Source organism: Flavobacterium sp. GQ95 (assembly GCF_059758655.1).
Genome location: NZ_JCAXEB010000002.1, coordinates 227,156 through 251,841, shown reverse-complemented (window position 1 = coordinate 251,841; position 24,686 = coordinate 227,156). Strand labels below are relative to the sequence as shown.

The window sequence follows — 24,686 nt, the reverse complement described above, 5'->3', positions numbered from 1 at the left end:
CTTATGTGTTTTTTATTTTGCTATAATTCTTTTAATGTTTTAAGATTTGTACACAAAATTTTTAGTGTCCGGAACAAATTCTTTCCAATTAATTCCTAATGCATGTTCGATAGATTTTACAATATCTTTCATTAAAACAGGCTTAGTTATAAATAAATTCGCTCCTAACAAACGGCATTTTTCTATAATACCAGGTTCATTAGAAGTTGAAAAAATAATAACAGGAATATCCTTTTTCTCCGATTTTCTTATTTCTGTCAAAACATCAAAACCATTTTTACCAGGCATATTCAGGTCTAAAAAAACGACGTGTGGTGTAGGTGGCGGATTATAAATTGCTACAAGCAATTTATCTCCTCCATTATAAGTTTTTAGTTGTATTTTTTCTGGTAATGACTCTACAGCATCTGCAAAAATGCTCAAATCGTCTTCATCATCATCCGTGTAAAATATCGTCAAATTTGTCATGGTATTAAAGTGAAACTATTTAAGTTTGATCAAAGATAGGTCAAATTTATAGATTTATAACTTTGTTTACAAATCCTCGCATTAAAATTAGTGGTTGTAATCTCATAAGTAATAAAGTAAATTATATAACCCAAAATAATATATAAAAAGCAATTTTACTTTAATAAACTTAGTCTTTACAAAAAACAACATAACTCATAGTAAATAAGACACTTACAACTATTTAAAAAATTATTAATTAAAAAATAAATGTCATGGGAGATCATAAAGACCTTACGAACGAATTTGCTGTAGATAAAATAAAAGATCTTGCAGAAAACATAAAAACATGTATGTTTTGTACCTACAATGAATACAGATTACAATCGCGACCAATGTCTGTGCAAAAAATTGATGATTTGGGTCAGCTTTGGTTTTTATCAGATAGAAACAGTAGCCAAAATGCAGAAATCAGCCTTAATCCACAAGTTGAGATTTTCTTTTCTGAACCGCATGATAAATTTCTGACCTTACACGGAACTGCGACTATCTCTTACGATCGCGAAACAATAAAAGAATTATGGAATCCGATTGTTAAAGTCTGGATGCCAGGCGGCGAAGATGATCCAAATTTAAGTGTTATTAAAGTCGTTCCTGAAGATGGTTATTATTGGAATAACAAAAACGGTTCAATGGTTGCTATTGCAAAAATGGCAGCTGCCCTTGTAACCGGTAAAACTATGGATGACGGAATTGAGGGTAATTTAACGTTGGAATAATTTATTATTTAAACAGCAAAGTTCGCAAAGGGTTTACGCAACGTTCGCAAAGATTTTAGTATTTTTCTTTGTGTCCTTTGCGTAAACCCTTTGCGAACTTTGCGGTTAAGCTTATCCCTTAAACTCCAAAGCATTCAAAATGCCAGCATCACTTGCAGTATTATTAAAATACACAAATCCTGGTTTTAAAGCTATTTCTTTTTTGATCTGAAGTAATTCCTCAGTATCATAACTCGAATAAAACATTTTGGGAACGCCATGAAATCTAACAAATACCAAAGGGAAATTAGTGAAAATAGTTTTGGGCAATTGCGGATGACTAACGCTGCAAAACGTAATATTATTTGCTAAAAAAGCATTCCAAACTTCTGGAATCCACCAGCTTTCATGTCGAAACTCAATCACGTTTTTGAATTCCGGATTCAGGTTTTGGATAATTAACTGCAGATTTTCGGGGCTAAACTTATAACTTGGTGGAAATTGAAATAAAACCGCTCCTAGTTTATCTTTAAAACCCAATTTGCAAATTTGGTAGAATTCAGAAATCAAATCTTCACAATTAATAAACTTTTTAATGTGCGTAATTTCTTTGTGTGCTTTGACTGAAAATGTAAAATTTTCCGGTGCTTTATTATACCAGTTTTCGAATACTTTTACTGTTGGAAATCTATAAAAACTTCCGTTAAACTCATATGTATCAAAGTGCTGGCAATAAAAGTCAAACCATTTTGAAGCAGGCAAGTTTTCCGGATAGAAAATGCCTTTCCAAAATCGGTTATTAAAGCTGGAGCATCCTATTTGAATTTCATTTTTCATGTGTGCAGGTTTTGACAATTAGTACAGAAAAAACTTCGTCTTTTTCTGTGACCGGTATATTTTTTTATCAGTGGTAAATTACAACGCAAACAGACTTTTTTTGTATGAGCTTCCCAGTGCTTTTTTAATTCATATTTTTTCTTCCAATAAAGAAATTCGAAACTATAAATAGAACATTCTGAAATAATCTCATTAAGATAATCAAACGGAATTTTACCCACCAAAGATTCCGGATGAATGTGGCATCGGTACAAAACTTCATTTTTAATGATATTCCCTACTCCGGCAAATATGTTCTGATCTAACATCGCATCACAAATCATTTCATTTGGGATTTTCTCCAGACTTTGTTTTGCTTTTTTTGGATCCCAATCGTCGTTCATTACATCTTCGCTCCAATCATAATACTCATTAATATCACCTTCCAGAATTTTTATCGAACAGGTATAAAAATTGATTTCTCCATCAGAAAAAATCAGACTCAATCTTGGTGTTGTTTCCTTTCGCTCATTGACCCGATACGTTCCAAACATCAGCATGTGAATCTTGACGGTAAATCCTTCAAAACAAATTAAAAAATGTTTTCCCCAGGTTTTAAACTCCAATATAGTTTTGTCTTTAAGGCGCTGAATATCAATAGCACTATTTCCGGAAACTTCGATGATTTTTTTTCCTGTAAATTGTTGCACTTCTTCTTTTAGTATCACTATAGATGGACCTTCGGGCATAATATGGCTTTTAAATTATAATTAAAAAGTGCAGTTTAAGAACTGCACTTTTATATTGTATTTTCAAAAAACTTAATTTGCTTCTGCAGCTTCAAAGTTTACGGCGTTTACAGCAACAATTGTCAATGCTTTGTCAGCCCCTTTTTCTTCTTCAAGCGTTTGCTCTAATAAAGAGGCAGCTTCTGACATTCCTAATGTTTCTGCAAATTGTCTTAAGGTACCATAAGTAGCAATTTCATAATGCTCAATTTTCTGGCAGGCGGCAATTATTCCGGCATCGCGAACAACGCCAATTTCAGTTTCTTCCAGAATTCCGTTTCCTTCTTCAATTAAGCCCGCCATTGCATCACATTTTTTTGCTGTGGCTTTTTGTCCGGCAAGTTCAAAAACCTGCTCTAAACGGCTTATTTGACCTTCTGTTTCTGTCAAATGATTGTTTAAGGCATCAATAAGTTCTTTTGATGTTGCATTTTTAGCCATTTTTGAAAGTGCTTTTGTCAAAGCTTTCTCAGCCCAGTAAATGTCTTTTAATCCATCTTCAAATAATTCGGTTAGTCCTGATGCAGCATCAGACTTTGGTTTTGTAACTCCTGCTTTAGTCGCAGTTTTTGTAGTTGAAGTAGATTTTGCAGTTGTTTTTGCAGTTGTTTCTTTTTTATTCGTTGCAGTTTTCATAATAATAATTTATATGGGTTAATATTTTTTAAAATTACTCTACACATATCTTCATGTAGTTATATCATTATTTGATTAAATTTCATTCTAAACACCTGTTAATTATACAATTACATTTAAAAATGTTGTAAGAAAATCCTATAGGTTCGGGGTTAGATTTGTAAAATACTAATACTATAAAAACTTTATATTATGAATACTACAGAACAAAAAAACAGTACAACCAGTAATAGAGACCCACGAAACCAAAATCTAAATACTGCCGATAAAAACAGACTGATGAACGAAGAACTGTATGATATCGACGACATGAAAGAAACTGACGACGATAACGCTACGATTGCAGAACGTGGCTACACCGTTAGAAATGGTCATAATCCAAATGGGATTAATCCGGATGAAATGTCTTATGAAAAGGAAGATATTGAGAATCTTGACGATGATTTTCACTCTAAAAAAGATCTAATTCATAATAGTGATGATTTATATGACGATGCAGTAGATGCTGATCTTGATCCCGCCGTTGATGAACTGGATAATCCTTCGGATATTCGTGAACGCGAAGACGGCGACTTCAATGAAATTGACGATCTGGAAGATATTGATGAAGATGATGATGAAGACGAAGATGAATTTGATGAGGAGGAAATTGAAGAAGAAGATTCTGAAGAAGATTATCCGGCAAATGATCCGAGAAAATTCTAAAGTCAGAAAAGCTAAAAACAAGAAAACCGTTAATTTACTTAACGGTTTTTTTTTATCTTTTTAAAATACTACAATTAATCTCCAATTTTCTCTAAAGCAGGAATATCATCCATTTTTTCCAGGCGTTGTGCAAGCCCTGCTCTCGCTTCATTCAATTCTTGTTCGGCTTTACCTAATTCTTTGTACCATTCTTCTTTACCTACGTCTGAAGTTTCAATTTTACGCATGATTTCATAAATTTCACCTTCGGCCTCCATCACTTTTAATCTTTTGTAATACGTCAAACTCTCTGTCATATGCGCCAATGCAATCATAGCGGTTAAAAACGGATGATTGTTGGTTACATTTACATCCTTTATTCTTCCGTGTTCCAGTTCAACTTTTAAGGCAAAGGCGAATTCTTCCATATTAAATTCCTCATGTTTACTATCCGGATTCAAATAGGCTTCAATTGCTTTTACATTATTCATTGTCGAGAGATCAACATCTGTTTCTTTACTTTTCAAATCCTTATAAACCACATTCCCTATTGCTCTCGCCTCATCAATTGTTGGGTCATTTTCGGGATTTTCAAAATCACGAACTGACCAATCCCAATTTTCAGGATGAACAGGTTTTATATATTTTTCACAAAAATCTGTTACATCATTTTTTAAACTTACCATTTCGTCGTCTCGTTTGATATAAACATCCTGATAAGCACCGCTTTGAGTTCCCATATTGTTTATTTTTTATTTTTAAAATAGAAACGACACATTTACCGAAATATATGTGCCGTTTTAAAGTTCGTTTTTAATTTACTGAGCGATATAGACTAAATACTTCTTCGGCCACCAATAAGCGATAAAAGAAATAATACTATGAATATAAAGAATAATACTTTAGCTATACTTGCTGCTCCGGCGGCGATTCCACCAAAACCGAATATTCCTGCCACTATGGCCAGAATAATAAAAATGACAGTCCAACGTAACATAAGCTTGATTTTTAAATTAATATGATTTTTGTTTGTTACTCAAATTTCATGTTTTTAAAAGATAAACATTAACTCTAAACATTATATTTATAGCTCTATAACTACTGATTTACAATAAATTGAGCTGATAATTTTGTATTAACTCAGAAAAAGCAATTTCGGTTCTCGAAAAGTATTTCTGATTGCTGCGGCTCTTTTTCACCCTGTCAAAATAGTGCTGAATGGAGCCATCTTCATAAGTTGAAACCAGCAAAGGATGAACGTAATAATTCTTGCAAACATTTCTGGTATTTCCTAATGCTTCTGCTGTGATATCATAGGCTTCCAGTATATTCTTTTTTATTTCTTTTTCTTCAGATGTGGTTCCCATTTCCATTAAAGTTTCAAAAAATATAATCGAAGCTGCCCAGGTTCTAAAGTCTTTTGCACTAAAATATTCACCAGAAATTGTATGCAAATATTCATTTACCATATGACTGTCTAAAACCGTTTTTTCGCCGTTTTTATCATAATATTTGAAAACTTCCCAACCCGGAATTTCCTCACAGCGACTTACTAATTTTATAAGTTGTTTATTTTTAGTTGTAATAGTATGTTGAATTCCCTTTTTTCCGACAAATTCAAATCGGAGTGAATTTTTATCAATGTTAATATGGCGTTTACGCAAAGTAGAAAGTCCGTACGATTTATTGTCTTTGGCGTATTTTTCATTCCCAATTCTAATATGGGTTTCCTCCATTAACCGAATCACTAAAGCCACTACTTTCTCTCTTCCCCATTCTTTTCCTTCTAAATCCTTATCAACTTGTTTTCTTATAATGGGTAACTTTGATCCAAATTCTGCTATTTTATAGAATTTAGTCTGATTTCTGATTAAATTCCACTTCGGATGATATCTGTATTGTTTTCTGTTTCTATCGTCTAAACCAACGGCCTGTAAATGTGCATTTGGCAAATCTGAAATCTGTACATTTTGCCACGCTGGCGGTAATACCAAACTATTAATACGTTTCAATTCACTTTTTTGCTTAATGCAACGCCCATTTTTTTTATACATGAAACCTTTTTCACATTGACATCTTTCAATAGTCAATTGCTGATTGTTTATATATACTAAATCTAATTTTTCCAGCACCAAATGCGGCGTTTTAATTAATTGTTTCACTAATTTTTCAGCTTTGGCTGTTGCTGTTGTATTCATGTTTATTAGATTTTTTTAGTTTCCGTCAAGCGGATGTTTTTGCCACAGATTGCACAGATTTAAAAGATTTTTCAACAACATTTTCATTTTCATAATTCATGAAAATCTGTGGAATCTGTGACATTTTTTTAATTTTTCTTCTTTAATTTTTCTTCAAAGAGTGAATCAAATTTTTTTTACTCATGTAAGAACGTCCCGGAATACCCGCTTTTATAGCTTCCTGATACAATTCTTCTTTAGTCCATTCTTCGTATGGTTTTGTTTTTTCACCCTTTGCATCAGAATCTCTTGTATTAGAAACTTCTGCTGATTTTCCTTTGCTATATCCTTCCTTCAAAAGTCCGTGATAGTCGCTTTTAGTACTTGCATGCATGATTTGAAATTTAGGTTTAAAATTGAATGTTTGGTATACCAAATTTCAAAATAAAATAGTTTCAACCTGTTATATAATTCTTTTAATAATTTTCATAATTAACTTTAAAGCTTAAGCATAAAAAAATCCCAATTCTTAAAGGAATTGGGATTTTAGTTTTAAATATAAAAAGTGTCAGTTATATTTTTGAAAATATAAATCAATTTCCAGATTACAAGTCTTTTCATTAATTATATCGGCATTAAATTCTAGATTTTTATAAGATTTGATCTCAAAAAACATCCTCTAAAGATTCCCCAATATACTAACTATAGTTAATATCAGCCATAAAATAACATTAATCATTTTTTCGATTTTATTTAAGTTAAAATTCTGTTTTTCAAATATTATCATTTAATTATCATACTTCCTTACGGAAAACCGCAATTGATATAAATTTCTGAAAAACCTCATCTTTGAATCCTGTAACATTATTTAATAATGCTGTAAGATATTCTTCATACCATCTCAATAATTTTACCACATAACATTAAAACTATAAAATCATGAAAAAGATACTATTAGCCGGAAAAGTAATATTAGGAGCAGGACTTATTATTATATTTCTAAATTCTTGTAAAAACGAAACCAAACAAGAAGATCCAAAAGAAGTAGCTGAAGATGCAAACGAGGCTAAATTTGACTCTATAGATAGTAAAGAAGATGATTCTGAATTTTTAGTGGATCAGGCTGAAGTTAATTTAGCTGAAATCGAAATCGGAAAACTGGCACAAACTAAAGGAACTAATCCTGAAGTTAAAAAATTTGGAAAAATGTTAGTTGACGATCACACTAAAGCCGCTTCTGAAGTAAGCGCCTTGGCTCAGGCAAAAAACTTTACTTTACCAACTTCTCTTACTGAAGACGGCCAGGAAGAATACAAAAAACTAAACGAAAAATCAGGTGCTGATTTTGATAAAAAATTCGCTGACATGATGATTGACGGTCACGAAAAAGCAATCAAAAAACTTGAAGAAGCGTCTAAGGATGCAAAAGATGCAGACGTAAGAACATGGGCTTCTAATAATATTGCCGGATTGACCGCGCATTTAGAACACGCCAAATTGCTAAAACAAAATTTAGACAAAAAGTAAAATAAATTTAATTGGTTATTATTTATTTTAAAAACCCCTTAAGAGTTGAATTGCTTAAGGGGTTTTCTTTTTGAGTTGCTAAGATTCTGAGATACTAAGGTTCTAAGTTTTTTTCTTAGTCACTTAGAATCTTAGATACTTAGCTACTTTAAAGAAGCCATATCAATCACAAAACGATATTTAATATCTCCTTTTAATAATCTTTCGTAAGCGTCATTTACTTCGTTTACGCCGATTATTTCAATATCAGCAGTAATATTATGTTCTGCACAGAAGTCAAGCATTTCCTGAGTTTCTGCGATTCCACCGATGGCAGATCCGGCAAAACTTCTTCTTCCTAAAATAAGGCTGAATGAGGTTACAGGAAGTGGTTCCATTGGAGCGCCAACTAATACTAAATTTCCATCTACTTTAAGTAAATTTAAATACGAATCTATATTATGCTCTGCTGATACACAATCTAAAATAAAGTGTAATGTTTTAGCATGTTTCGCCATTTGTTCGGGATCTGTTGATAAAACAACTTCATCAGCACCCAAACGTTTTGCATCTTCGGTTTTAGATAATGATGTAGTGAAAACCACTACATGAGCCCCCATTGCTTTTGCCAATTTGATTCCCATATGACCTAAACCACCTATTCCGACAATTCCAACTTTTTGACCGGGACCAACTTTCCAGTGTTTCAGTGGAGAATACGTTGTGATTCCTGCGCATAACAAAGGAGCAACTCCTGCAAGGTCTAATTTATCTGAAATGTGCAATACATAGTTTTCATCAACCACAATACTTTGAGAGTAACCTCCAAAAGTTTGTCCGCCTAAATGAGCGTCTGGTGAATTGAACGTTAATATATTTCCGGCATCACAAAATTGTTCCAAACCTTCTTTACATTGTTCACATTCTCTGCAAGAATCAACCATACACCCAACTCCAGCCAATTGACCTACTGTAAAATTCTTTACATGATCGCCCACTTTTACCACTCTGCCCACAATTTCATGGCCAGGAACAATTGGATAAATAGTCCCATGCCACTCATTTCTCGCTGAATGTAAGTCGGAATGGCAGATTCCACAATACAAAATTTCTATTTCTACGTCATGTGCCTGTACGGCTCTGCGTTTGATGTCTAATGTTTTTAATGGTGCCTCAGCAGCTTCTGTACCAAAGGCTTTTACGTTTTTTGTTTCCATGATATTTGTTTCAGGTTTTATTTGTTTCAGGTTTCAGGTTGCTTGGCATCTGCCACAAAGACACGAAGTCACAAAGATTGACAACTTATAGGAACGGAATATCTAGTGCGATCCCTCGTTCCACGGGATGACAAGATTGTCTCAGGTTAAGTTCAGAATTATCTAATTATCTAATTTTCTAATTACCTAATTATCTAATTAATTTAACTTCCAAAACTGTGATATTCCTCATCAGTAACGCTGTCAAGCCATACACCATGTCCTTTGTCGATTTCCGTTATAATTGCTACATAGGAAAATTTTCTAAACGGAGTTGCACCATACCAATGTTCAATTCCTGGTAAAATTGTAATCACTTCGTCTTTATGAATCAGGCGAACTGCGCTTCCTTTTTCCTGATAATAGCCCACACCTTCTTTTGCAATAAGCAAATGAAGACTTGAATTAATATGCCAGTTACTTCTTGCACAAGGCTCGAAAGTAACTTCTTTAATCATTGTATTTTCGGGATGAATATTGCTGGATTGTTTTTTATAAGAAACGTCACCTGTCATGTATGTATTAGGGACTTTTCCTTCTTCTATAACCGTTGCATAATTTGTTGACATAACTATTTATTTTTTGAGTTTGGTTTAGTTTTTTAATTAAAGCTATTGTATTGCTCATCGGTTACAGGTTCTAACCAATCTACAATTCCTGTTTGGGTATTGGTGCTGATGGCAATGTGGGTAAATTCGCTGTTTGGGGATGCACCATGCCAGTGTTTAAGTTCAGGCGGAATATTGACAACATCTCCTGCTTGTAGCAACTGAATAGGTTTCCCTACTTCCTGATAATATCCTGTTCCGTGTGTAACAATCAAAATTTGTCCGCCGGGATGGGTATGCCAGTTATTTCTTGCGCCGGGTTCGAAAACGACATTACCAACTGCAGTATTTAGAACCGGGTCGTTTGGCACCAGCATTTTAACCCAGGCATTTCCTGTAAAGTAATCTGCCGAAGCTAAATCGCCTTTAGGGAAAATTTCGTTTAATTGATTTTCTGAAGTTTTCATAATTATTTGTTTTTACTATCGGTACAACTAAATCAGAAAGCAAGAATGCGCTTTAAGAAGTTAGATTTAGTGTATAAAAAACCGATAAAGGATTAATACTAATTATTTCGATGCAAATTTACTTTAGTAAAACCGACCTCAGATAATGATAATCAAACAAAAAATTAAGAATATGAAACAATTTTACATTCTTAACGATTTCGGAATTGTTCCGGTGAGTCTTTTAAAGTAATTATTAAAATAGCTTGGATATTCAAATCCGAGTGAATAACCGATATCTGCAATGCTCCAGTCTGTATGTTGTAATAAAGCTTTGGCTTCGCCGATAATTCGTTCTGTAATATGGGCTGTAGTAGGTTTTCCGGTCACTTCTTTTACCGAACGATTGAGGTGATTTACATGCACAGCAAGGCTTTGCGCATAATCTTGCGGTGTTTTCAATATCAACGGCTGATCTTTTGTCTCAACCGGAAATTGTCTTTCTAAAAGCTCCAGAAATAACGAAGTGATTCTTGCCGAAGCATTTTTGTGTTTAAAGAAATTTTCTGACGGCTGCATTTTCATTGATTCATGCAGAATCAAATTGATATAATTACGGATTAAGTCATCTTTAAAAACATAATCTGTTTCCTGTTCTTCGATCATTTTTTGAAATAATGAATCTATAAACAACTTTTGTTCAGCTGTTAAAGAGAAAATTGGTGTCCCTCCTATTTTAAACAAAGGCGATTCATGAAGACTTTCTGAACGATCTTTTACTCTTAAAAAATCTTCGGTAAAAACACAGGCATAACCTTCATAAGAAGGTGAAAGGGTATCCCAGGAATACGGAATATGTGGATTTCCGAAGAACAAAATAGTTCCGTCAACCTCAATGCCACGATCCGCGTAATGTACGAGGCTTTTACTGGTATTTATACAAATTTTGTAAAAATCCCTACGGTTATAAGTCGGAATTTTACTCACATCACCATTAATTTCGTATACTTTAAAACCTTTCAGCTTTAAATCGTTTATACCAACTTCTGAAGCCTGAAAATCTAATTGCTCTTTCATTTTGCAAAGTTATGAAAATCAAATAAAAAAAAGTTTGTTTCAGGTTTCTTTTGTTTTTCAGGTTTCAGGTTGGGAAGGACTTAACCGCAAAGGTCACAAAGGGTTACGCAAAGGTCGCTAAATTTCCCTTTGTGTGCCTTGCGTAAATCCTTGCGAACTTTGCGGTTAGACAACCTGAAACCTGAAACTTGAAACCTGAAACAAAAAATTTATCTTTGTTACATGAAAGACTTGCAACCCGTTATAGATTATATCTCCAGATATGTTGATTTGACAGATGATGAAAAAACGCATCTGGCTTCTTTTTTGAAAATCACCAGGGTTAAAAAAAGACAATTTATTGTGCAGCCGGGTTTTGTATGCCAACATAAAAGTTATGTAGTAAAAGGCGCTTTCAGAGGTTATTTAGTCGATAATGAAGGGAAAGAACACACCTTATCATTTGCTATAGAAGATTGGTGGATTTCTGACTACAGCAGTTTAATTTATCAGGAACCCGCAACTTTATTTGTTGAAGCTCTTGAAGATTCAGTTCTTATTCAGATTGCTTATGAAGACGAGCAAAGATTTCTTCAGGAAATACCTAAACTTGAAAAATTCGAACGTATTATTACACAGCGTTCTCTGGCTTTTCATCAAAAAAGACTTTTATCCAATTTTACTAAAACGGCTGAAGAACGTTATGATGAATTCATGAGCAAATATTCGGCAATTGCAAAACGTGTTCCGCAATATGCATTGGCGTCGTATTTGGGTTTTAGTACCGAATACCTAAGCAAAATTCGCAATCGAAAAGCCACAAAAAGTTAAACTAGTTCAACCTTATTTCCTAAACCAGTTCATTTTTATTTTTACTATTCTGTCCCAGATTTGCAGTGTCAATAAGGACAAAAAATTTTAATTTATAAAAATGAAAAATACTATTTTAATTACTGCACTTTCAATTCTTTTCGTGGCTTGTGACAGCGAAAAAAAATCAGGAACCGCTTCCGCCTCTTTTCAAAGCAAATACACCATAACTGACATCGGACTTTACCCTGAAGGAATTGATTACGATTCTAAAAATGAAAGATTTCTGTTTAGTTCCTTGTATAAAGGAGCTGTTTATGTACTGAATGCAAAAGGCGAAGCGACCGTTTTTGCCACGAGCAGCAAACTGGTTTTACCAACCGGAATTTATACGGATGAAATCCGAAACCGCTTAATAGTTGCTAATGCTGATTTGGGAATTTCTCAAAAAAGTACTCCCACCAGCGCCGGAAGTATTGCTACAGTGAGCATTTTCAATCTTACATCAGGTGAATTAATCAAAGAAATTGAGTTGAAAAATTTCACACCAAATGCGGGATCCTGTCTTAATGATATAGCTGTAGATGCTAAAGGCAACATTTACATTACCGATTCGTTTTCTCCAAATATTTATAAGATTGATGACAATTATATTGCCTCTTTATTTTTAACGAATGCTTTATTTCAGCCCGCTCCCAATCAATTTGGTTTAAACGGAATCGTTTTCCATCCCGATGGTTATTTATTGGCTGTAAAAACCGATGATTCTAAGTTATTTAAAATATCACTTTCTAATCCTGCAGTTATTACTACCGTTACAGGAACAACATTCAGCGCTCCGGATGGTATTGAATTAGATAAAAACAATAATTTAGTAGTGGTTGAAAATGGACTCGGTCTGGGTAAAACCTATACTTTTTCAAGCACGAACAACTGGGCAAATGCTTCAAAAATAAGTGAAACCAATATTGGAAAAGAAGAATTTCCAACAACGGCAGCTTTGGCTTCTGATGGAAATGTTTATGTTGTTAATTCTAAATTGGGGAAATTATTGGCAGGAGATAAAACACAGTCTAGTTATACGATTCAGAGGATAAAGTAATTGGTTTCAGGTTTTAGGTTTTAGGTTTAACCTCACGCAAAGTTTGCGCAAAGTAAACCCGACAGGTTTTAAAAACCTGTCGGGTTTAAAATGTAGAGGCTGAAACTATCTTTTCAAAACCAAATTTCCTGATTGTAATCCTTTTGTAGAAGCAGTCAAAACTACTTCTCTAGCATTTTCATCTTTCTGAATGATAATTTGTGCATAACCGTTAAAGAGTTTTCTTTTCCAGGATTCAGCTGGAGTTACTACCTGAATAATTCCAGGATCGGTGTTCATTACATCCCAGTCTTTTATTTTTTGTAATGGTGTTGTTGCAATGTAAATCGTGTTTTTTCCTTCTTTTAAAATGGCATTATTTAAAATGTATTTTTGCGCATCGTCTTTACTTGGTTCGACCTTATTTCCGTTTACAAAAATTACAGCTTCTTTTCCTATTTTCTTGTAGAAGAATGTTACGATATTAGAATCTGAGTTATTTTTCAACTCAAAATTTCCTTTGTAAACATAAGCCGGAGCTTGCTTTTTATAATCTCTGTCTTTAAAAGCTACATTCCAATCAGCATCATTATCGTCTTCAATTTTATTTGACAGATCTGCTGAAACTAATTTCTTCTCCTGAAAATTATTTATAGCAATAAGGTTAGTGTTATCAATAAATTTATCGCTCTCTAAAGAAGTTGGGTTCCCATTTCCGACTCCAAGAATTTTTCCGCCTTTTATTGAAAACGTAATTTCATCGTTTGCAGTTGGTACATGCAATCCTTTTTTATCAGTCAATTCGGCCGTTACCACTATCACATTTGGGTTAGGATGATTTTCTTTGTCAATAGAAAGTTTAATATTTTCAGAGCTTCCTGTTGTTTTTTGAACTTCCATCAGAACTTTTTTCCCGTTTTTAAAACCAATCGCTTCCAATGTTCCTGGTTCATATTTCACTTTCCATTCTAAATGACTATTTTGCTCCATTTTCTTCTTTCCGAGACTTTTTTTGTTGAGAAAAAGTTCGACTTCATCACAATTGGAATAAGCCCAAACGTCAATTTCTTTTCCTTCCATTCCACTCCAGTTCCAATGTGGCAAAAGATGTAAAACAGGTTCAGTTCCCCACCACGATTTCAAATAAAACACATTATCTTTCGGGAAACCGCAAACATCCATCATTCCAAAATAAGAGGTTACCGATGGCCATCCATAAGGAGTTGGTTCTCCGCGATAATCGAAACCGGTCCAAAAAAATACTCCGGCCAAATAGGGTCTTTCGGCATAAAACTTCCATCCTTCTTCGATGCTGTAAAATGTTGGACGAGGTTTTTTATCATATGCACTTTGATAATGTTTTACATCATCAGTAAAATAAATACCTCGTGTTGCAAAGGTTGAACCTTCCTCCGTTCCCATTCCGGGTTGCTGTTTGAACTCATTTCGATGCGCATCGATATCGCCGTTTCCTAAATAATTATAGCCCATAATTTCGACTACCGAAGAAATCCCACTTTTAAAACCGCTGCTGATTCCAACTGTTACCGGTCTTGTTGCATCTATGCTTTTAGCAAATCCCTGCATCACATTCGTAACGCGTTCACCAACGATATTACCCTCAATATTCCATTCTTCATTTCCAACCGACCAACAAAAAATACTCGGATGATTTCGATCACGCTCGATCATTCGCTTCAAATCATTCAAATGATAATCGTTAATTCCCATTAAACGGGTTTCATCAATAACTAACATTCCCAATTCATCGCAGGCTTTAAGTAATTCGGGAGTTGGCGGATGATGTGAACAACGATAGGCATTCGAACCCATTTCTTTCAGTTTCCTGATGCGATAATACTGTAATTCGTCTGGCAAAGCCGTACCGATTCCTGCATGATCCTGATGATTATTGGTTCCTTTTAGTTTAACCGATTTTCCATTCAGAAAAAAACCTTTTTCAGCATCAAAATTCATAGTTCTCATTCCGAAAGGCGTTTCATAACGATCAATTATTTTTCCATTTTGCTTAATTTGAGTTTCTAAACGATATAAATTCGGATTCTCAATATCCCATAATAATGGATTTTTTACATTTAATTTTGAAATAAAATTAGCTGTTTTATAAAATTCAGGAGCCTGAACATTTTCAGAAACAGAAGTAATTTGTTTTCCTTCCTTATCCAAAATAGTTTGAATAATTTCCACTGAACTTTTATCGTTTCCTTTATTTTCAATAGTCACTTCAGCTGTAATTTCAGCATTATCATTTTTGATTTCCGAAATAACATAAGTTCCATTTGAAACTATATGAATCGGATTTGTTTTCTGAAGATAAACGTGTCTGTAAATTCCCGCGCCTTCATAGAACCAGCCTTCCTCCATTGAAGCATCAACCCGAACGACAATTGTATTTTCTCCTCCATAATTCACATAAGCCGTGACATCGTACTCAAATCCATTATAACCACTTTTTTCTGTCCCGAGGAAATAGCCGTTAAAAAACACCTTTGAATTTCTAAAAACACCATCAAACTTTAAGGAAATAATTCGGCCTTTATCGCTTTCCGGAATATTAATTTTCTTTCTATACCAACCAATACTTTTTTCAGGAAAACCTTTTCCGGCTGTTTTAAATCCGTGGCTAAAACTTGCTTTCTCACTGAACGATTGTTCTACAGCCCAATCGTGCGGAAGATCTAATTTTCTCCATGCACGATCGTCAAAACCTGATGCTGCTGGTCCATCTCCGAAACCGGTTTTTGTCAAATAGGAGAAATAACCTTCGGCATGTCCAAAATCTTTTTGAGTATCATATAAATGACCAAACGAAAAACGCCAGTCTTTATCAATTAAAGTCAATTCTCTCTCTGATTTATTTTGTGCCGAAGTACAAAACGAAATCAAAAAAATAAAACAGGATAAAATTTTCTTTGGAAAAATAGTTTTCATGAATAATGTGGTTACAGATATGATTAGTAGATAGCTCTAAAATTAGATTTTTAAAACGGGATAGATTAATAGTATTTTATCAAAAGATGATCTTTATCTCAAACAATAATACCTGAAAATTAGACGTTAAAAATTTAGAATCATTCTATCAGCGGTTCTTTACCAAATCTTATTGTTTTGACGTAATTTTATATTGAAATTTAACAAAACCAAATTTAATCATGAGTGTTATAAAAGACGAAAATACGCTTCTTAGCACCATTAAGCGTATTGATGAAAAAATAGATAAATTAAATGATCAAAAAATAATTGCTTTTTTTGACCATCTTGGATTAACTGAAAGACCAGATGTTCCAAAGAATTTTCTAGATTTTGAAACCATACTTATTGTCGTTCCAAACCGACATATTTCGCACGAATTAAAATATTTTAAATATTCCATTTCGCGACTTTCTTTCGTGACCAATCCGTATGCGAAACAAATTCACGTTTATGATTTTAAGGAATGGAACAGCATTACCCGAAATAAAACACAGTTTCAGGTAAGGGAGCTGCTAAAAACCAGTTTTGGAGGTGTGAGAGATATTACTGAAGAAATGAATTAACCCTCGCTAATGAAATGGATTACCAGAGAAAGACCGAAAATTGACAGAATTGCATGCCCTTGGCTAATCAAAAAATTTGTCGATCCGGATGCCGAATTCATTTATGTCCCTTTTGATGAAGTTTTGACTAAAGTTGAAGCATTAAATGCGATTCCGTTTGATATTCCCAATGTAGAATATACGCATTACAACGAAGAATGTACTTTTGACTACATTGTAAAAAAGCATGAAATTAAAGATCCTGCTATTTTGATAATGGCAAAAATTGTTCGTGGTGCCGATACTGATCAACATGAAATTGCAAAAGAATCGGCGGGACTCTGGGCGATTTCTGCCGGGCTTTCGCATAATATCACCAACGATGCCGAATTATTAACAAGTGGAATGGTTATTTATGACGCACTTTACAGCTGGGCAACTCATTTGTATAAACAAAATCATTTGCAAAATAGTCCGTTCGAGAATCTGCTTCATGAGGTTTACAACAAATTCTTAGCAGAAAAAAAATCAAATCAAAAAACACCTTCGTGGGTTAAAGATTTAAAAGAAATAATTCAGGATCAGATTGATACTCAGTTTGCTTTTGATCTGAAGAAAATTTCAAGTGATTTAGAACTCAACCCTTCTTATTTATCAAGAGAATTTTCGAAATATTTTGAAGATTTGAATTTTGGAGAATATGTTCGGAAATTACGCATCGAAAAAGCCATAAGCCTAATTCAAAATTCAACTTATACCTTAACTGAAATCGCTTATATGACAGGCTTTTCAGATCAAAGTCATTTTACTCGAATTTTCAAATTGCATACAGGTAAAAATCCTTCTTCTTATAGAAAAAATGCAATGAAAAGTAAACCAAATACAAAAGGTAAATAAGATTCTATTTATATCTACTAAGTCTATATAGTTTTGTTTTATCAACAAAAACTATTATGATTTCATTTAAACACATTCTATTAACCGCTTTATTCTCTTTTACCTTCAATGCTTTTTCTCAAACAGTTTATCCGAAAATAACTGGCTATTTTGGAATCATGCATCCCATTGTAACGATAAGTAATGAGCAAACCAATGTAAATTTCAGGGATTATTATGCCGTTGGTTTTCCAACCGGAATCAATATCTGGAAAAGTTCAAAAATAGGTTTCTCTTTAGAAGTTGTTCCGAATATAAAAGTACAGGGCGCCAGTGATAAAGTTACCAATTTATTATTCCATCCCGGCGTTTTAGTGGCATTAGGAAAAGGCTATACTTTTGCCGGAAGAGCAGCCTTTGAAAGCAGCGGAAGATATGGTTTTACTCCCGTTTTAAATAAAACTGTTATCAAAAGTGACAATTGCAGTTATTTTGTCGCAGTTCCGCTTCCGGTTAGATTTGGTAATGATCATCCGGCGACATTTACAGTTGGTTTTCAATTTGGAATTGCATTTTAAAAACCTATATCAATGGCAGATTCAAAATATTCATTAAGAGAATTAACCTTGTATTTTTTAAAACTAGGCACAGTAGGTTTTGGTGGTCCGGTTGCTCTTGTAGGCTATATGCACAAAGACTTAGTGGAAAATCGCCAATGGATCTCTGAAGAAGAATACAAACAAGGCTTAGCTTTGGCACAATTAGCTCCAGGCCCTTTGGCCGCACAATTAGGTATCTATATTGGTTTTGTACATTATCGATTATTAGGCGCTACTTTAATCGGATTTGCATTTGTCCTGCCTTCCTTTTTAATGGTTGTTCTTTTAGGAATCGTATACAAATTATATGGAGAATTATCCTGGATTCAGGCTGTGTTTTATGGCGTTGGTGCAGCTGTAATTGGCCTTATAATGGTAAGTTCATATAAACTTACCGTAAAATCTATAGGTAAATTCAACATAGAGTCTTTTAAAATAAATTGGCTATTGTGGTTGTTTTTTCTCATTGCTCTTGGCGTAACTTTTATAACGCAGCAAGAACCTGTTTTACTATTTATTGCTGCCGGTTTTTTGTATATGCTTATAAAAGCACCGCCGAAATGGTTAAACTCAAAAGCTATAAATTCAATATTGTTTCTACAAATTCCTTTTTGGAATTATGAAAACACAACACTACTCAAAATTGCGATCTTCTTTGCCCAGGCAGGAACATTTGTATTTGGAAGCGGTTTAGCCATTGTACCCTTTTTACATTCAGGTGTTGTAACTGAAAATCATTGGCTGACAGAACAGCAATTTCTGGATTCTGTTGCAGTTGCAATGATTACGCCTGGTCCTGTAGTTATTACAGTAGGTTTTATTGGCTATTTGGTTGACGGATTTCCTGGGGCTTTGGTTGCTGCTTTGGCGACATTTTTGCCTTGTTATTTATTTACCGTCGCAATGGCACCTTCTTTTCATAAAATTGCCAAAAATAAATCGGTTAAATCATTTGTTGATGGTATTACAGCGGCCGTTATTGGGGCATTGGTAGGATCTGTTTTTGTAATTGCTTCCCGCACTATAATTGATATTCCAACTGCTTTTATAGCCGTTACAACAATTGCCACTTTACTGTATGTCAAAAATATAGCGGAACCCTATATTATACTTATTGCTGCTGCTGTTGGTTTAATTATAAAATTTATATAAATGGGAGGTTTCAGGTTTGGATCATTTAGTTTAACCACAAGGTTCGCAAAGGGATTACGCAAGGTTTGCAAAGTTAGTCACATACAGCTTTGCGAACTTAATAAAGCCAGCTACAAACACACAAAAAAACTTTGCGATCTTTGCGGTAAAATTAATTCGCTAAGCTTACCATACAAATCTTATCTAATTTCAAAAATACTGATAAACTTTTGCTCTAATTTTTTCCTTTTTCTCTCCTCATTCCATCTCGAATAAAAAGCCATAAAAAGTAAAAACAAATTCACAATAGTAGACGCTCTTCTGAGCCCTCTCTCAAAAAACAGAAAAAATATATTAATTGCCAGAATTAGAATTATTGGAGAATAATACGCCCATAATTGCCGATATTTATTGCGTGATTCCACAATATAATCAACGCTAAGTCTATTATTAACGTTCTCATATTTTCCTCTCACCACAAAATTTGTTGCTGATTTTTTTGAATTTACAGTTAAACTAAAACTTTTATCATCAAAAAATCCATAAAAAGGTTTAATTGGGCCGGATATTGGAAATACTCTAATCTGCCCCAATACTACTTTTGGAGAACCAATTTCAGTATTGTTTTTTAATCTTTCACGGAATTCTAGCAAACTAAGTTTTGATTCCATTAAAAAACTTTATTCATAGGTTAAATAATTTATTTCAGTTTTTACCAAACCTGAAAACGTTTATGTTATTTTATAATCTCAAAAATTTCAATAAACTTTTGTTCTATATTTTTTCTTTTCCGTTTTATATCCCATCGAGAGAAGAAAAGCATAAATATGAGAGCTATATTGGGTAATATAAATACTTCCTTCTGTACCTCAGAAAAAAAGAATGATATATTGATTAGAACTAAAGCTATAATTGGAAAAAATTTAATCCAAACTAAATAAAACTTTGGGCTTGATTCGATATTATAATTGATAATAAAAGTTCTATTTCTGTTTTTGTACGTTCCGTTAATTATAAAAAATGTTGGTGATGTTGTATAATTCATTGTTAAACGAAAACTCTTATCATCAAAAAGTCCATAAAAAGGCTTTGATTTTCCACCAAAAAGATTAAAAAAAACACCGAACGGACTCAATTTTAATTTTGGAGAACCAATTTCAGTTGTATCTTTTAATTTTTCACGGAATTCTGATATACTGAGTTTTGATTCCATTTGATATAATTTCCTTCTAGTTTTGCTGTGGCGCCAATATACTTTTCACCATTTCATTCAAAGCATTTCCATGAATATTTTTAGCAAGAATAATTCCGTTTTTGTCTATTAAAAAGTTTAATGGTACAGATTGGAGCATATAATCTACAGCAGCGGGAGATTTCCAATATTTAAGATCACTTACTTGTATCCAGGGAAGTTTTTGTTTGGCAATAGCTCCTAACCAAAGTGGTTTTTTAGTATCCATTGAAACACTGTAAATGGATAATTTACCCGGATAAGTATTATATAATTTTATCAATTCCGGATGTTCCTTTGTGCATGGTCCACACCATGAAGCCCAAAAGTCAATTAAAACTAAATCTCCCCTTAAAGAAGTTAGAGCTACATTATTTCCTTTTGTATCCGGAAGATCGATTTCTGGTGCAATATCTCCCACTTCAAGGCCAACAACTTGAGCATTGGAATTTAGAACAGAACATAAAAATGCCAAAATAAGTAAAGTTTTTTTCATAATAATCATTGATAAATTTGGGGTTATCATTATATAAACGCAAATATAAATACTTATTGATAATTCTTCCCTTCTTCATAAAATTTTCCTAAATAATTTTCTTTTAATTGACATATCGGGAAAAGTCGATATATTTGCGCCATGGAACAAATAGAAATCTTTAAGGCGCTGTCAAACAAATCCAGATTACAAATGCTGGAATGGTTAAAAGAACCCGAAATACATTTTCCGGATCAACTCCAGCATGCAGGATTTGAACACGGTGTTTGTGTCGGGCAAATACAAGCCAAAGCGGGCCTGACGCAATCGACAGTTTCTGAATATTTGTCGATTTTACAACGCGCCGGTTTTATAGAAGCCAAACGCGTAGGACAATGGACATACTACAAACGCAACGAAGGTGCCTTTGAAGCACTCAGTAAATTAATTCAAACTAATTTGTAAATTACTATGAGTACAAACAACCTGTTTTCGCCATTTAACTTAAAAACGTTAAATCTTAAAAATAGAATCGTAATGGCGCCAATGACACGTTCCTTTTCGCCAAACGGAATTCCAACTGATGAAGTAGCTTCTTATTACCAAAAAAGAGCTGAAGGTGAAGTTGGATTAATATTATCTGAAGGAACTGTGATCGACAGACCTTCATCATCAAATGATGCCAATGTACCTCATTTTCATGGAGATGCAGCACTAAAAGGATGGAAAAACGTCATTGATGAAGTTCACGCTGCAGGCGGAAAAATGGGACCACAAATCTGGCATATGGGAATTATGGACAATCACCATTCAGGATGGATTCCACCCGTTCCTTTTGAAGGTCCTTCTGGCTTAAACCGACCTGATTTTAGAAATGGAATCACGATGACTGAGAAAGACATTGAAGATACTATTCTTGCTTTCGGACAAGCTGCTGCAGATGCTAAAAAATTAGGTTTTGATACCGTTGAAATTCACGGAGCTCACGGATATTTGATCGATCAGTTCTTTAGGGCTGAAACGAATTTACGTACCGATATTTATGGCGGAAAAACATTGCCGGAACGTAATCGTTTTGCTATTGAAGTCGTAAAAGAAGTAAGAAAACAAGTAGGAGAAGATTTCGCTGTTATCATGCGTTTTTCTCAATTCAAACCTTCTGATTATAATTATAAACTGGCTAAAAATCCACAAGAATTAGAAGCGTGGCTTACTCCTCTTGTTGACGCCGGTGTTGATATTTTACACTGTTCACAACGTCGTTTCTGGGAACCTGAATTTGAGGACTCTGATTTGAACTTTGCAGGATGGGCTAAAAAAGTAACCGGAGCACCAACTATTACGGTAGGTTCTGTTGGACTTTCAAGTGATTTCTTTGGAGCATTTGCAGGAGAAAGTTCAGAACCAACTTCTTTGGAAGAATTAAACATACGTTTTGACAGAGGTGATTTTGATTTGGTTGCCGTGGGAAGACCACTTTTATCTGATCCAAATTGGGTTGCGAAAATCAAAACCGGTAAAATGGATGAGTTGAAAGGTTTCAGTAAAGAAGCTTTGGGAGCATTAGTTTTAGAATAAGTAAAATTGGCCACGATTAAACGGATCTATACAGATTAACGCTGATTAAATTTATAATTTAAATATAAAAGGGAGAAAACAAATTATGTTTCCTCCCTTTTTTGAATCTAACTAACAAATCAGAAATTCAATATTGTTTATTCCGTAACGACTCTTCGTTTTTGGAATTTATTCTGAAGCCGGTTTCTAACCGGTTCATCGTATAATTTTAAGCATAAATAAGCAATTACAATGCTGGTAATTAAAACCCCTATCCCTACAACGTAACCATCTTCCAATGTTTTTTTATTATCAACAACCCATGCAAAATACCAATAAATAAGCGGGTAATGTGTGATATAAATTGGATACGATATATCACCTAAAAGTTTGCATATTTTAGCAGACAAAGCACTTTTAATTTCGCTTCCTGCTCCGATCGCAACAATTAGAGGAAATACTAAAATAATGCAGAAAGATTCGTATAAACCGTTCATCCATAAGCTGTTTTTATCTCCGATTCTTGGAATAATAAGCACTGCTGAAATCATTAAACTACAAACCCAAAAAGCGCCTTTTATGTGAATTAATTTTCCTAGACGGCAAAGTAAAACGCCTGCAAAAAATGGATATAACAAACGGGTAAAACCAATATTCATCTGTTCTAAATTCAGAGACCATCCACCAATAACATCTCCTTTTGGTCCGAAAACAGTGTAGTTAATTAACATTCCGGCGAATATCAATACAAAAATGGTCATTACTTTATTCGAGAATTTACGGAATAAGACAGCGTATAAAATGTTAGCAATATATTCGAAGAAAAGTGACCAGGCCGGCCCGTCAAGCGGGTGCATTTCGCCCCAGCCTCTAATTTCCAAAGATGGCGGAATTGGAAGCAATGTAAATCCGATAACCATCGTTAAAATTACCTTCCAAACTTCCATTCCGGCAATTTGCGGAAATAAAATATCGGAAGCCTGAAAATAGTAAAATATGGCGCCAATAATCATTCCCATAATGACCATGGGCTGCAGGCGGATTAAGCGTCGTTTGTAAAATTCCCATTGCGTCATTTTCGCCCAGCGGTCGTCGTAAGCATACGCTACTACAAATCCGGACAAAAGAAAAAAGAAATCGACTGCTAAATAACCGTGATTAATAATTTGTTTAAATCGACTTCCTCCGCCATGCGCTTCGAAAATATGAAAGGCGACAACTAAAATTGCGGCTACTCCACGCAGACCGTCAAGAATTTCGTAATGCTTTTTTGGTTTAAAATCGGTAGAAATTGAACTCATAAAATATTTATTTTGGTTTTAAAGGTTAGTTTTTTGATTGTCTATATTTAACCGCAAAGTTCGCAAAGGTTATACACGAAGATCGCAAGGTAAAATTGGTAAAAAGTTCGCAAAGCTTTGCGTAAAACTACATAATTATCTAATTTTCTAATTACCTCAATTATCTAATTATCTATTCCTGATGATTCTTAAGCCATTCCAATCTTCTTTGATCCGGTAAATGCGTTACTTTAAAATTTTCAAATTTAGCTTCAAAACCTTTTCCGTCTGGCGATGCGGCCATTAAACCAACCATTACTGGCGTATTATCTTGTAACGGTGCGTTTCTGGTCAGTATATAATTTTTATCGTCATAAGAGAAAAACACTTCAACAGCATCTAATCTTCTCACTACTTTTATCCACACAAATGGTGGAGCTTTATCTAGTGTTGTTACACTCCAGTCGCTTTTCTCGTGCGTTACGACTGTACTGATATTGAACTTTCCGTCAACGAATTCTACACCGGTTTTAATGTAGTTTTTTTCATCAATACGAATCATTAATCCCATTTGATCAAAACGGGCGATATAATTACCTGTTATTTTTACTTTGGCTTCAAATTCTCCACCATAAGTTGCGTAGTAAAACGGTGCATCATCAACTGTAAATCCATAATGCGAGATACGCCAATAATCGCTGCTCGCGGTTACATTCATAATTAAAGCATTGTTTTTAATTTCCCATTTTTCAGGTTCATTAAACCATTGCATTTTGTTCAGGCTTTGCGCGGAAAGGTTTTGCGCTACAAATAAAGTGATAACAGCAAGTAGAATATTTTTCATGTCATTTTATATTTTGAATCATTAAGATATTAAGAAAATTAAGTATAACAATTTTAAACTTTTAACATCTAACATTTTTACATCCAACTAATTGAAAAAGCAAAGCTGCAACATTTTACCATTGCAGCTTTACAACCAACCAATTTAG

29 protein-coding genes are annotated in these 24,686 nt (G+C 33.9%); 11 read left to right on the top strand and 18 right to left on the bottom strand.

The window, feature by feature from the left end; translation table 11 throughout:
- Window positions 1-39 precede the first annotated feature (39 nt).
- Entirely contained in the window at window positions 40-468 is a 429-nt protein-coding gene (locus tag AC6CH4_RS05790; protein WP_498101007.1) for a response regulator, read from the bottom strand.
- A 254-nt stretch (window positions 469-722) separates the two neighbouring features.
- On the opposite strand from AC6CH4_RS05790, the gene AC6CH4_RS05785 reads away from it, so the two are divergent.
- On the top strand, window positions 723-1,226 hold the full coding sequence (locus AC6CH4_RS05785) for a pyridoxamine 5'-phosphate oxidase family protein (RefSeq protein WP_498101005.1): 504 nt from the start codon (window positions 723-725) through the stop codon (window positions 1,224-1,226).
- Between the two features lie 111 nt (window positions 1,227-1,337).
- On the opposite strand, the gene AC6CH4_RS05780 is transcribed toward AC6CH4_RS05785, so the two are convergent.
- The 3 genes from AC6CH4_RS05780 to AC6CH4_RS05770 form a co-directional block, all read right to left on the bottom strand.
- On the bottom strand, window positions 1,338-2,042 hold the full coding sequence (locus AC6CH4_RS05780; RefSeq protein ID WP_498101003.1) for a DUF72 domain-containing protein: 705 nt from the start codon (window positions 2,040-2,042) through the stop codon (window positions 1,338-1,340).
- Window positions 2,039-2,770, bottom strand: coding sequence for a DNA-formamidopyrimidine glycosylase family protein (locus tag AC6CH4_RS05775; RefSeq protein WP_498101001.1), 732 nt, complete (start codon window positions 2,768-2,770; stop codon window positions 2,039-2,041). Before AC6CH4_RS05775 ends, AC6CH4_RS05780 begins: the two co-directional genes overlap by 4 nt.
- Window positions 2,771-2,842: 72 nt before the next feature.
- Window positions 2,843-3,445: a YciE/YciF ferroxidase family protein gene (locus AC6CH4_RS05770; RefSeq protein ID WP_498100999.1), complete on the bottom strand. Its 603-nt coding sequence runs from the start codon at window positions 3,443-3,445 to the stop codon at window positions 2,843-2,845.
- 192 nt (window positions 3,446-3,637) lie between these two features.
- Here AC6CH4_RS05770 and AC6CH4_RS05765 point away from each other — a divergent pair, with 192 nt between their 5' ends.
- Window positions 3,638-4,150, top strand: a complete 513-nt coding sequence (locus tag AC6CH4_RS05765; protein ID WP_498100997.1) for a hypothetical protein — start codon at window positions 3,638-3,640, stop codon at window positions 4,148-4,150.
- Between the two features lie 74 nt (window positions 4,151-4,224).
- Here AC6CH4_RS05765 and AC6CH4_RS05760 read toward each other — a convergent pair whose 3' ends face one another.
- The 4 genes from AC6CH4_RS05760 to AC6CH4_RS05745 form a co-directional block, all read right to left on the bottom strand.
- Window positions 4,225-4,869, bottom strand: coding sequence for a DUF5661 family protein (locus AC6CH4_RS05760; RefSeq protein WP_498100995.1), 645 nt, complete (start codon window positions 4,867-4,869; stop codon window positions 4,225-4,227).
- Window positions 4,870-4,964: 95 nt separating this feature from the next.
- The gene (locus AC6CH4_RS05755; protein WP_194655776.1) at window positions 4,965-5,126 is read right to left on the bottom strand and encodes a DUF1328 domain-containing protein; all 162 of its coding nucleotides are present in this window, start codon (window positions 5,124-5,126) and stop codon (window positions 4,965-4,967) included.
- 109 nt (window positions 5,127-5,235) lie between these two features.
- Window positions 5,236-6,327, bottom strand: coding sequence for a DNA topoisomerase IB (locus AC6CH4_RS05750; RefSeq protein WP_498100993.1), 1,092 nt, complete (start codon window positions 6,325-6,327; stop codon window positions 5,236-5,238).
- Between the two features lie 142 nt (window positions 6,328-6,469).
- Window positions 6,470-6,700, bottom strand: a complete 231-nt coding sequence (locus AC6CH4_RS05745) for a Rho termination factor (protein ID WP_498100991.1) — start codon at window positions 6,698-6,700, stop codon at window positions 6,470-6,472.
- A gap of 545 nt (window positions 6,701-7,245) precedes the next feature.
- Here AC6CH4_RS05745 and AC6CH4_RS05740 point away from each other — a divergent pair.
- Complete coding sequence (locus tag AC6CH4_RS05740; RefSeq protein WP_498100989.1) at window positions 7,246-7,833, top strand: DUF4142 domain-containing protein; 588 nt, start codon at window positions 7,246-7,248, stop codon at window positions 7,831-7,833.
- A gap of 143 nt (window positions 7,834-7,976) precedes the next feature.
- Here the strand turns inward: AC6CH4_RS05740 and AC6CH4_RS05735 are convergent, their stop codons facing one another.
- The 4 genes from AC6CH4_RS05735 to AC6CH4_RS05720 form a co-directional block, all read right to left on the bottom strand.
- Entirely contained in the window at window positions 7,977-9,029 is a 1,053-nt protein-coding gene (locus AC6CH4_RS05735) for an NAD(P)-dependent alcohol dehydrogenase (protein WP_498100987.1), read from the bottom strand.
- Window positions 9,030-9,232: 203 nt separating this feature from the next.
- Window positions 9,233-9,637: a cupin domain-containing protein gene (locus AC6CH4_RS05730; RefSeq protein ID WP_498100985.1), complete on the bottom strand. Its 405-nt coding sequence runs from the start codon at window positions 9,635-9,637 to the stop codon at window positions 9,233-9,235.
- A 32-nt stretch (window positions 9,638-9,669) separates the two neighbouring features.
- On the bottom strand, window positions 9,670-10,083 hold the full coding sequence (locus tag AC6CH4_RS05725) for a (R)-mandelonitrile lyase (RefSeq protein ID WP_498100983.1): 414 nt from the start codon (window positions 10,081-10,083) through the stop codon (window positions 9,670-9,672).
- A 183-nt stretch (window positions 10,084-10,266) separates the two neighbouring features.
- Window positions 10,267-11,139 carry a helix-turn-helix domain-containing protein gene (locus tag AC6CH4_RS05720; RefSeq protein ID WP_498100981.1) on the bottom strand — a complete coding sequence of 291 codons (873 nt, stop codon included), beginning with the start codon at window positions 11,137-11,139 and terminating at the stop codon, window positions 10,267-10,269.
- A gap of 222 nt (window positions 11,140-11,361) precedes the next feature.
- On the opposite strand from AC6CH4_RS05720, the gene AC6CH4_RS05715 reads away from it, so the two are divergent.
- Both AC6CH4_RS05715 and AC6CH4_RS05710 read left to right on the top strand, forming a co-directional pair.
- Entirely contained in the window at window positions 11,362-11,949 is a 588-nt protein-coding gene (locus tag AC6CH4_RS05715) for a Crp/Fnr family transcriptional regulator (RefSeq protein ID WP_498100979.1), read from the top strand.
- A 100-nt stretch (window positions 11,950-12,049) separates the two neighbouring features.
- Window positions 12,050-13,030 carry an SMP-30/gluconolactonase/LRE family protein gene (locus AC6CH4_RS05710; RefSeq protein WP_498100977.1) on the top strand — a complete coding sequence of 327 codons (981 nt, stop codon included), beginning with the start codon at window positions 12,050-12,052 and terminating at the stop codon, window positions 13,028-13,030.
- Between the two features lie 105 nt (window positions 13,031-13,135).
- Here the strand turns inward: AC6CH4_RS05710 and galA are convergent, their stop codons facing one another.
- The gene (gene galA, locus AC6CH4_RS05705) at window positions 13,136-15,961 is read right to left on the bottom strand and encodes a beta-galactosidase GalA (protein WP_498100975.1); all 2,826 of its coding nucleotides are present in this window, start codon (window positions 15,959-15,961) and stop codon (window positions 13,136-13,138) included.
- 221 nt (window positions 15,962-16,182) lie between these two features.
- On the opposite strand from galA, the gene AC6CH4_RS05700 reads away from it, so the two are divergent.
- From AC6CH4_RS05700 to AC6CH4_RS05685, 4 genes are read left to right on the top strand one after another with little or no spacing between them, the layout of a single operon-like run.
- Entirely contained in the window at window positions 16,183-16,566 is a 384-nt protein-coding gene (locus AC6CH4_RS05700) for a hypothetical protein (RefSeq protein ID WP_498100973.1), read from the top strand.
- 9 nt (window positions 16,567-16,575) lie between these two features.
- Entirely contained in the window at window positions 16,576-17,442 is an 867-nt protein-coding gene (locus tag AC6CH4_RS05695; RefSeq protein WP_498100971.1) for a chromate resistance protein ChrB domain-containing protein, read from the top strand.
- 56 nt (window positions 17,443-17,498) lie between these two features.
- Window positions 17,499-17,999 carry a hypothetical protein gene (locus AC6CH4_RS05690; RefSeq protein ID WP_498100969.1) on the top strand — a complete coding sequence of 167 codons (501 nt, stop codon included), beginning with the start codon at window positions 17,499-17,501 and terminating at the stop codon, window positions 17,997-17,999.
- 12 nt (window positions 18,000-18,011) lie between these two features.
- A complete protein-coding gene (locus AC6CH4_RS05685) occupies window positions 18,012-19,172 on the top strand; it encodes a chromate transporter (protein ID WP_498100967.1) in 1,161 nt (386 codons plus the stop codon).
- A gap of 179 nt (window positions 19,173-19,351) precedes the next feature.
- Here the strand turns inward: AC6CH4_RS05685 and AC6CH4_RS05680 are convergent, their stop codons facing one another.
- The 3 genes from AC6CH4_RS05680 to AC6CH4_RS05670 form a co-directional block, all read right to left on the bottom strand.
- Entirely contained in the window at window positions 19,352-19,822 is a 471-nt protein-coding gene (locus AC6CH4_RS05680) for a hypothetical protein (protein WP_498100965.1), read from the bottom strand.
- 65 nt (window positions 19,823-19,887) lie between these two features.
- Entirely contained in the window at window positions 19,888-20,364 is a 477-nt protein-coding gene (locus AC6CH4_RS05675; RefSeq protein WP_498100963.1) for a hypothetical protein, read from the bottom strand.
- A gap of 16 nt (window positions 20,365-20,380) precedes the next feature.
- Window positions 20,381-20,878 carry a TlpA family protein disulfide reductase gene (locus AC6CH4_RS05670; protein ID WP_498100961.1) on the bottom strand — a complete coding sequence of 166 codons (498 nt, stop codon included), beginning with the start codon at window positions 20,876-20,878 and terminating at the stop codon, window positions 20,381-20,383.
- 141 nt (window positions 20,879-21,019) lie between these two features.
- Here AC6CH4_RS05670 and AC6CH4_RS05665 point away from each other — a divergent pair, with 141 nt between their 5' ends.
- Both AC6CH4_RS05665 and AC6CH4_RS05660 read left to right on the top strand, forming a co-directional pair.
- The gene (locus AC6CH4_RS05665; RefSeq protein WP_026985435.1) at window positions 21,020-21,322 is read left to right on the top strand and encodes an ArsR/SmtB family transcription factor; all 303 of its coding nucleotides are present in this window, start codon (window positions 21,020-21,022) and stop codon (window positions 21,320-21,322) included.
- A 6-nt stretch (window positions 21,323-21,328) separates the two neighbouring features.
- Window positions 21,329-22,435, top strand: coding sequence for an NADH:flavin oxidoreductase (locus AC6CH4_RS05660; RefSeq protein WP_498100959.1), 1,107 nt, complete (start codon window positions 21,329-21,331; stop codon window positions 22,433-22,435).
- Between the two features lie 137 nt (window positions 22,436-22,572).
- On the opposite strand, the gene AC6CH4_RS05655 is transcribed toward AC6CH4_RS05660, so the two are convergent.
- Both AC6CH4_RS05655 and AC6CH4_RS05650 read right to left on the bottom strand, forming a co-directional pair.
- Window positions 22,573-23,715, bottom strand: a complete 1,143-nt coding sequence (locus AC6CH4_RS05655) for an acyltransferase family protein (RefSeq protein WP_498100957.1) — start codon at window positions 23,713-23,715, stop codon at window positions 22,573-22,575.
- 172 nt (window positions 23,716-23,887) lie between these two features.
- Entirely contained in the window at window positions 23,888-24,538 is a 651-nt protein-coding gene (locus tag AC6CH4_RS05650) for a DUF1349 domain-containing protein (RefSeq protein ID WP_498100955.1), read from the bottom strand.
- Between the last annotated feature and the right edge of the window lie 148 nt (window positions 24,539-24,686).

Coding starts and splice junctions, on each gene's coding strand:
- AC6CH4_RS05755 (WP_194655776.1), bottom strand. CDS start 5,126: ATGTTACGTTGGACTGTCATTTTTATTATTCTGGCCATAGTGGCAGGA.
- AC6CH4_RS05745 (WP_498100991.1), bottom strand. CDS start 6,700: ATGCATGCAAGTACTAAAAGCGACTATCACGGACTTTTGAAGGAAGGA.
- galA (WP_498100975.1), bottom strand. CDS start 15,961: ATGAAAACTATTTTTCCAAAGAAAATTTTATCCTGTTTTATTTTTTTG.
- AC6CH4_RS05725 (WP_498100983.1), bottom strand. CDS start 10,083: ATGAAAACTTCAGAAAATCAATTAAACGAAATTTTCCCTAAAGGCGAT.
- AC6CH4_RS05680 (WP_498100965.1), bottom strand. CDS start 19,822: ATGGAATCAAAACTTAGTTTGCTAGAATTCCGTGAAAGATTAAAAAAC.
- AC6CH4_RS05750 (WP_498100993.1), bottom strand. CDS start 6,327: ATGAATACAACAGCAACAGCCAAAGCTGAAAAATTAGTGAAACAATTA.
- AC6CH4_RS05720 (WP_498100981.1), bottom strand. CDS start 11,139: ATGAAAGAGCAATTAGATTTTCAGGCTTCAGAAGTTGGTATAAACGAT.
- AC6CH4_RS05715 (WP_498100979.1), top strand. CDS start 11,362: ATGAAAGACTTGCAACCCGTTATAGATTATATCTCCAGATATGTTGAT.
- AC6CH4_RS05790 (WP_498101007.1), bottom strand. CDS start 468: ATGACAAATTTGACGATATTTTACACGGATGATGATGAAGACGATTTG.
- AC6CH4_RS05740 (WP_498100989.1), top strand. CDS start 7,246: ATGAAAAAGATACTATTAGCCGGAAAAGTAATATTAGGAGCAGGACTT.
- AC6CH4_RS05665 (WP_026985435.1), top strand. CDS start 21,020: ATGGAACAAATAGAAATCTTTAAGGCGCTGTCAAACAAATCCAGATTA.
- AC6CH4_RS05655 (WP_498100957.1), bottom strand. CDS start 23,715: ATGAGTTCAATTTCTACCGATTTTAAACCAAAAAAGCATTACGAAATT.
- AC6CH4_RS05770 (WP_498100999.1), bottom strand. CDS start 3,445: ATGAAAACTGCAACGAATAAAAAAGAAACAACTGCAAAAACAACTGCA.
- AC6CH4_RS05730 (WP_498100985.1), bottom strand. CDS start 9,637: ATGTCAACAAATTATGCAACGGTTATAGAAGAAGGAAAAGTCCCTAAT.
- AC6CH4_RS05700 (WP_498100973.1), top strand. CDS start 16,183: ATGAGTGTTATAAAAGACGAAAATACGCTTCTTAGCACCATTAAGCGT.
- AC6CH4_RS05735 (WP_498100987.1), bottom strand. CDS start 9,029: ATGGAAACAAAAAACGTAAAAGCCTTTGGTACAGAAGCTGCTGAGGCA.
- AC6CH4_RS05650 (WP_498100955.1), bottom strand. CDS start 24,538: ATGAAAAATATTCTACTTGCTGTTATCACTTTATTTGTAGCGCAAAAC.
- AC6CH4_RS05780 (WP_498101003.1), bottom strand. CDS start 2,042: ATGAAAAATGAAATTCAAATAGGATGCTCCAGCTTTAATAACCGATTT.
- AC6CH4_RS05685 (WP_498100967.1), top strand. CDS start 18,012: ATGGCAGATTCAAAATATTCATTAAGAGAATTAACCTTGTATTTTTTA.
- AC6CH4_RS05775 (WP_498101001.1), bottom strand. CDS start 2,770: ATGCCCGAAGGTCCATCTATAGTGATACTAAAAGAAGAAGTGCAACAA.
- AC6CH4_RS05710 (WP_498100977.1), top strand. CDS start 12,050: ATGAAAAATACTATTTTAATTACTGCACTTTCAATTCTTTTCGTGGCT.
- AC6CH4_RS05670 (WP_498100961.1), bottom strand. CDS start 20,878: ATGAAAAAAACTTTACTTATTTTGGCATTTTTATGTTCTGTTCTAAAT.
- AC6CH4_RS05660 (WP_498100959.1), top strand. CDS start 21,329: ATGAGTACAAACAACCTGTTTTCGCCATTTAACTTAAAAACGTTAAAT.
- AC6CH4_RS05690 (WP_498100969.1), top strand. CDS start 17,499: ATGATTTCATTTAAACACATTCTATTAACCGCTTTATTCTCTTTTACC.
- AC6CH4_RS05785 (WP_498101005.1), top strand. CDS start 723: ATGGGAGATCATAAAGACCTTACGAACGAATTTGCTGTAGATAAAATA.
- AC6CH4_RS05760 (WP_498100995.1), bottom strand. CDS start 4,869: ATGGGAACTCAAAGCGGTGCTTATCAGGATGTTTATATCAAACGAGAC.
- AC6CH4_RS05765 (WP_498100997.1), top strand. CDS start 3,638: ATGAATACTACAGAACAAAAAAACAGTACAACCAGTAATAGAGACCCA.
- AC6CH4_RS05675 (WP_498100963.1), bottom strand. CDS start 20,364: ATGGAATCAAAACTCAGTATATCAGAATTCCGTGAAAAATTAAAAGAT.
- AC6CH4_RS05695 (WP_498100971.1), top strand. CDS start 16,576: ATGAAATGGATTACCAGAGAAAGACCGAAAATTGACAGAATTGCATGC.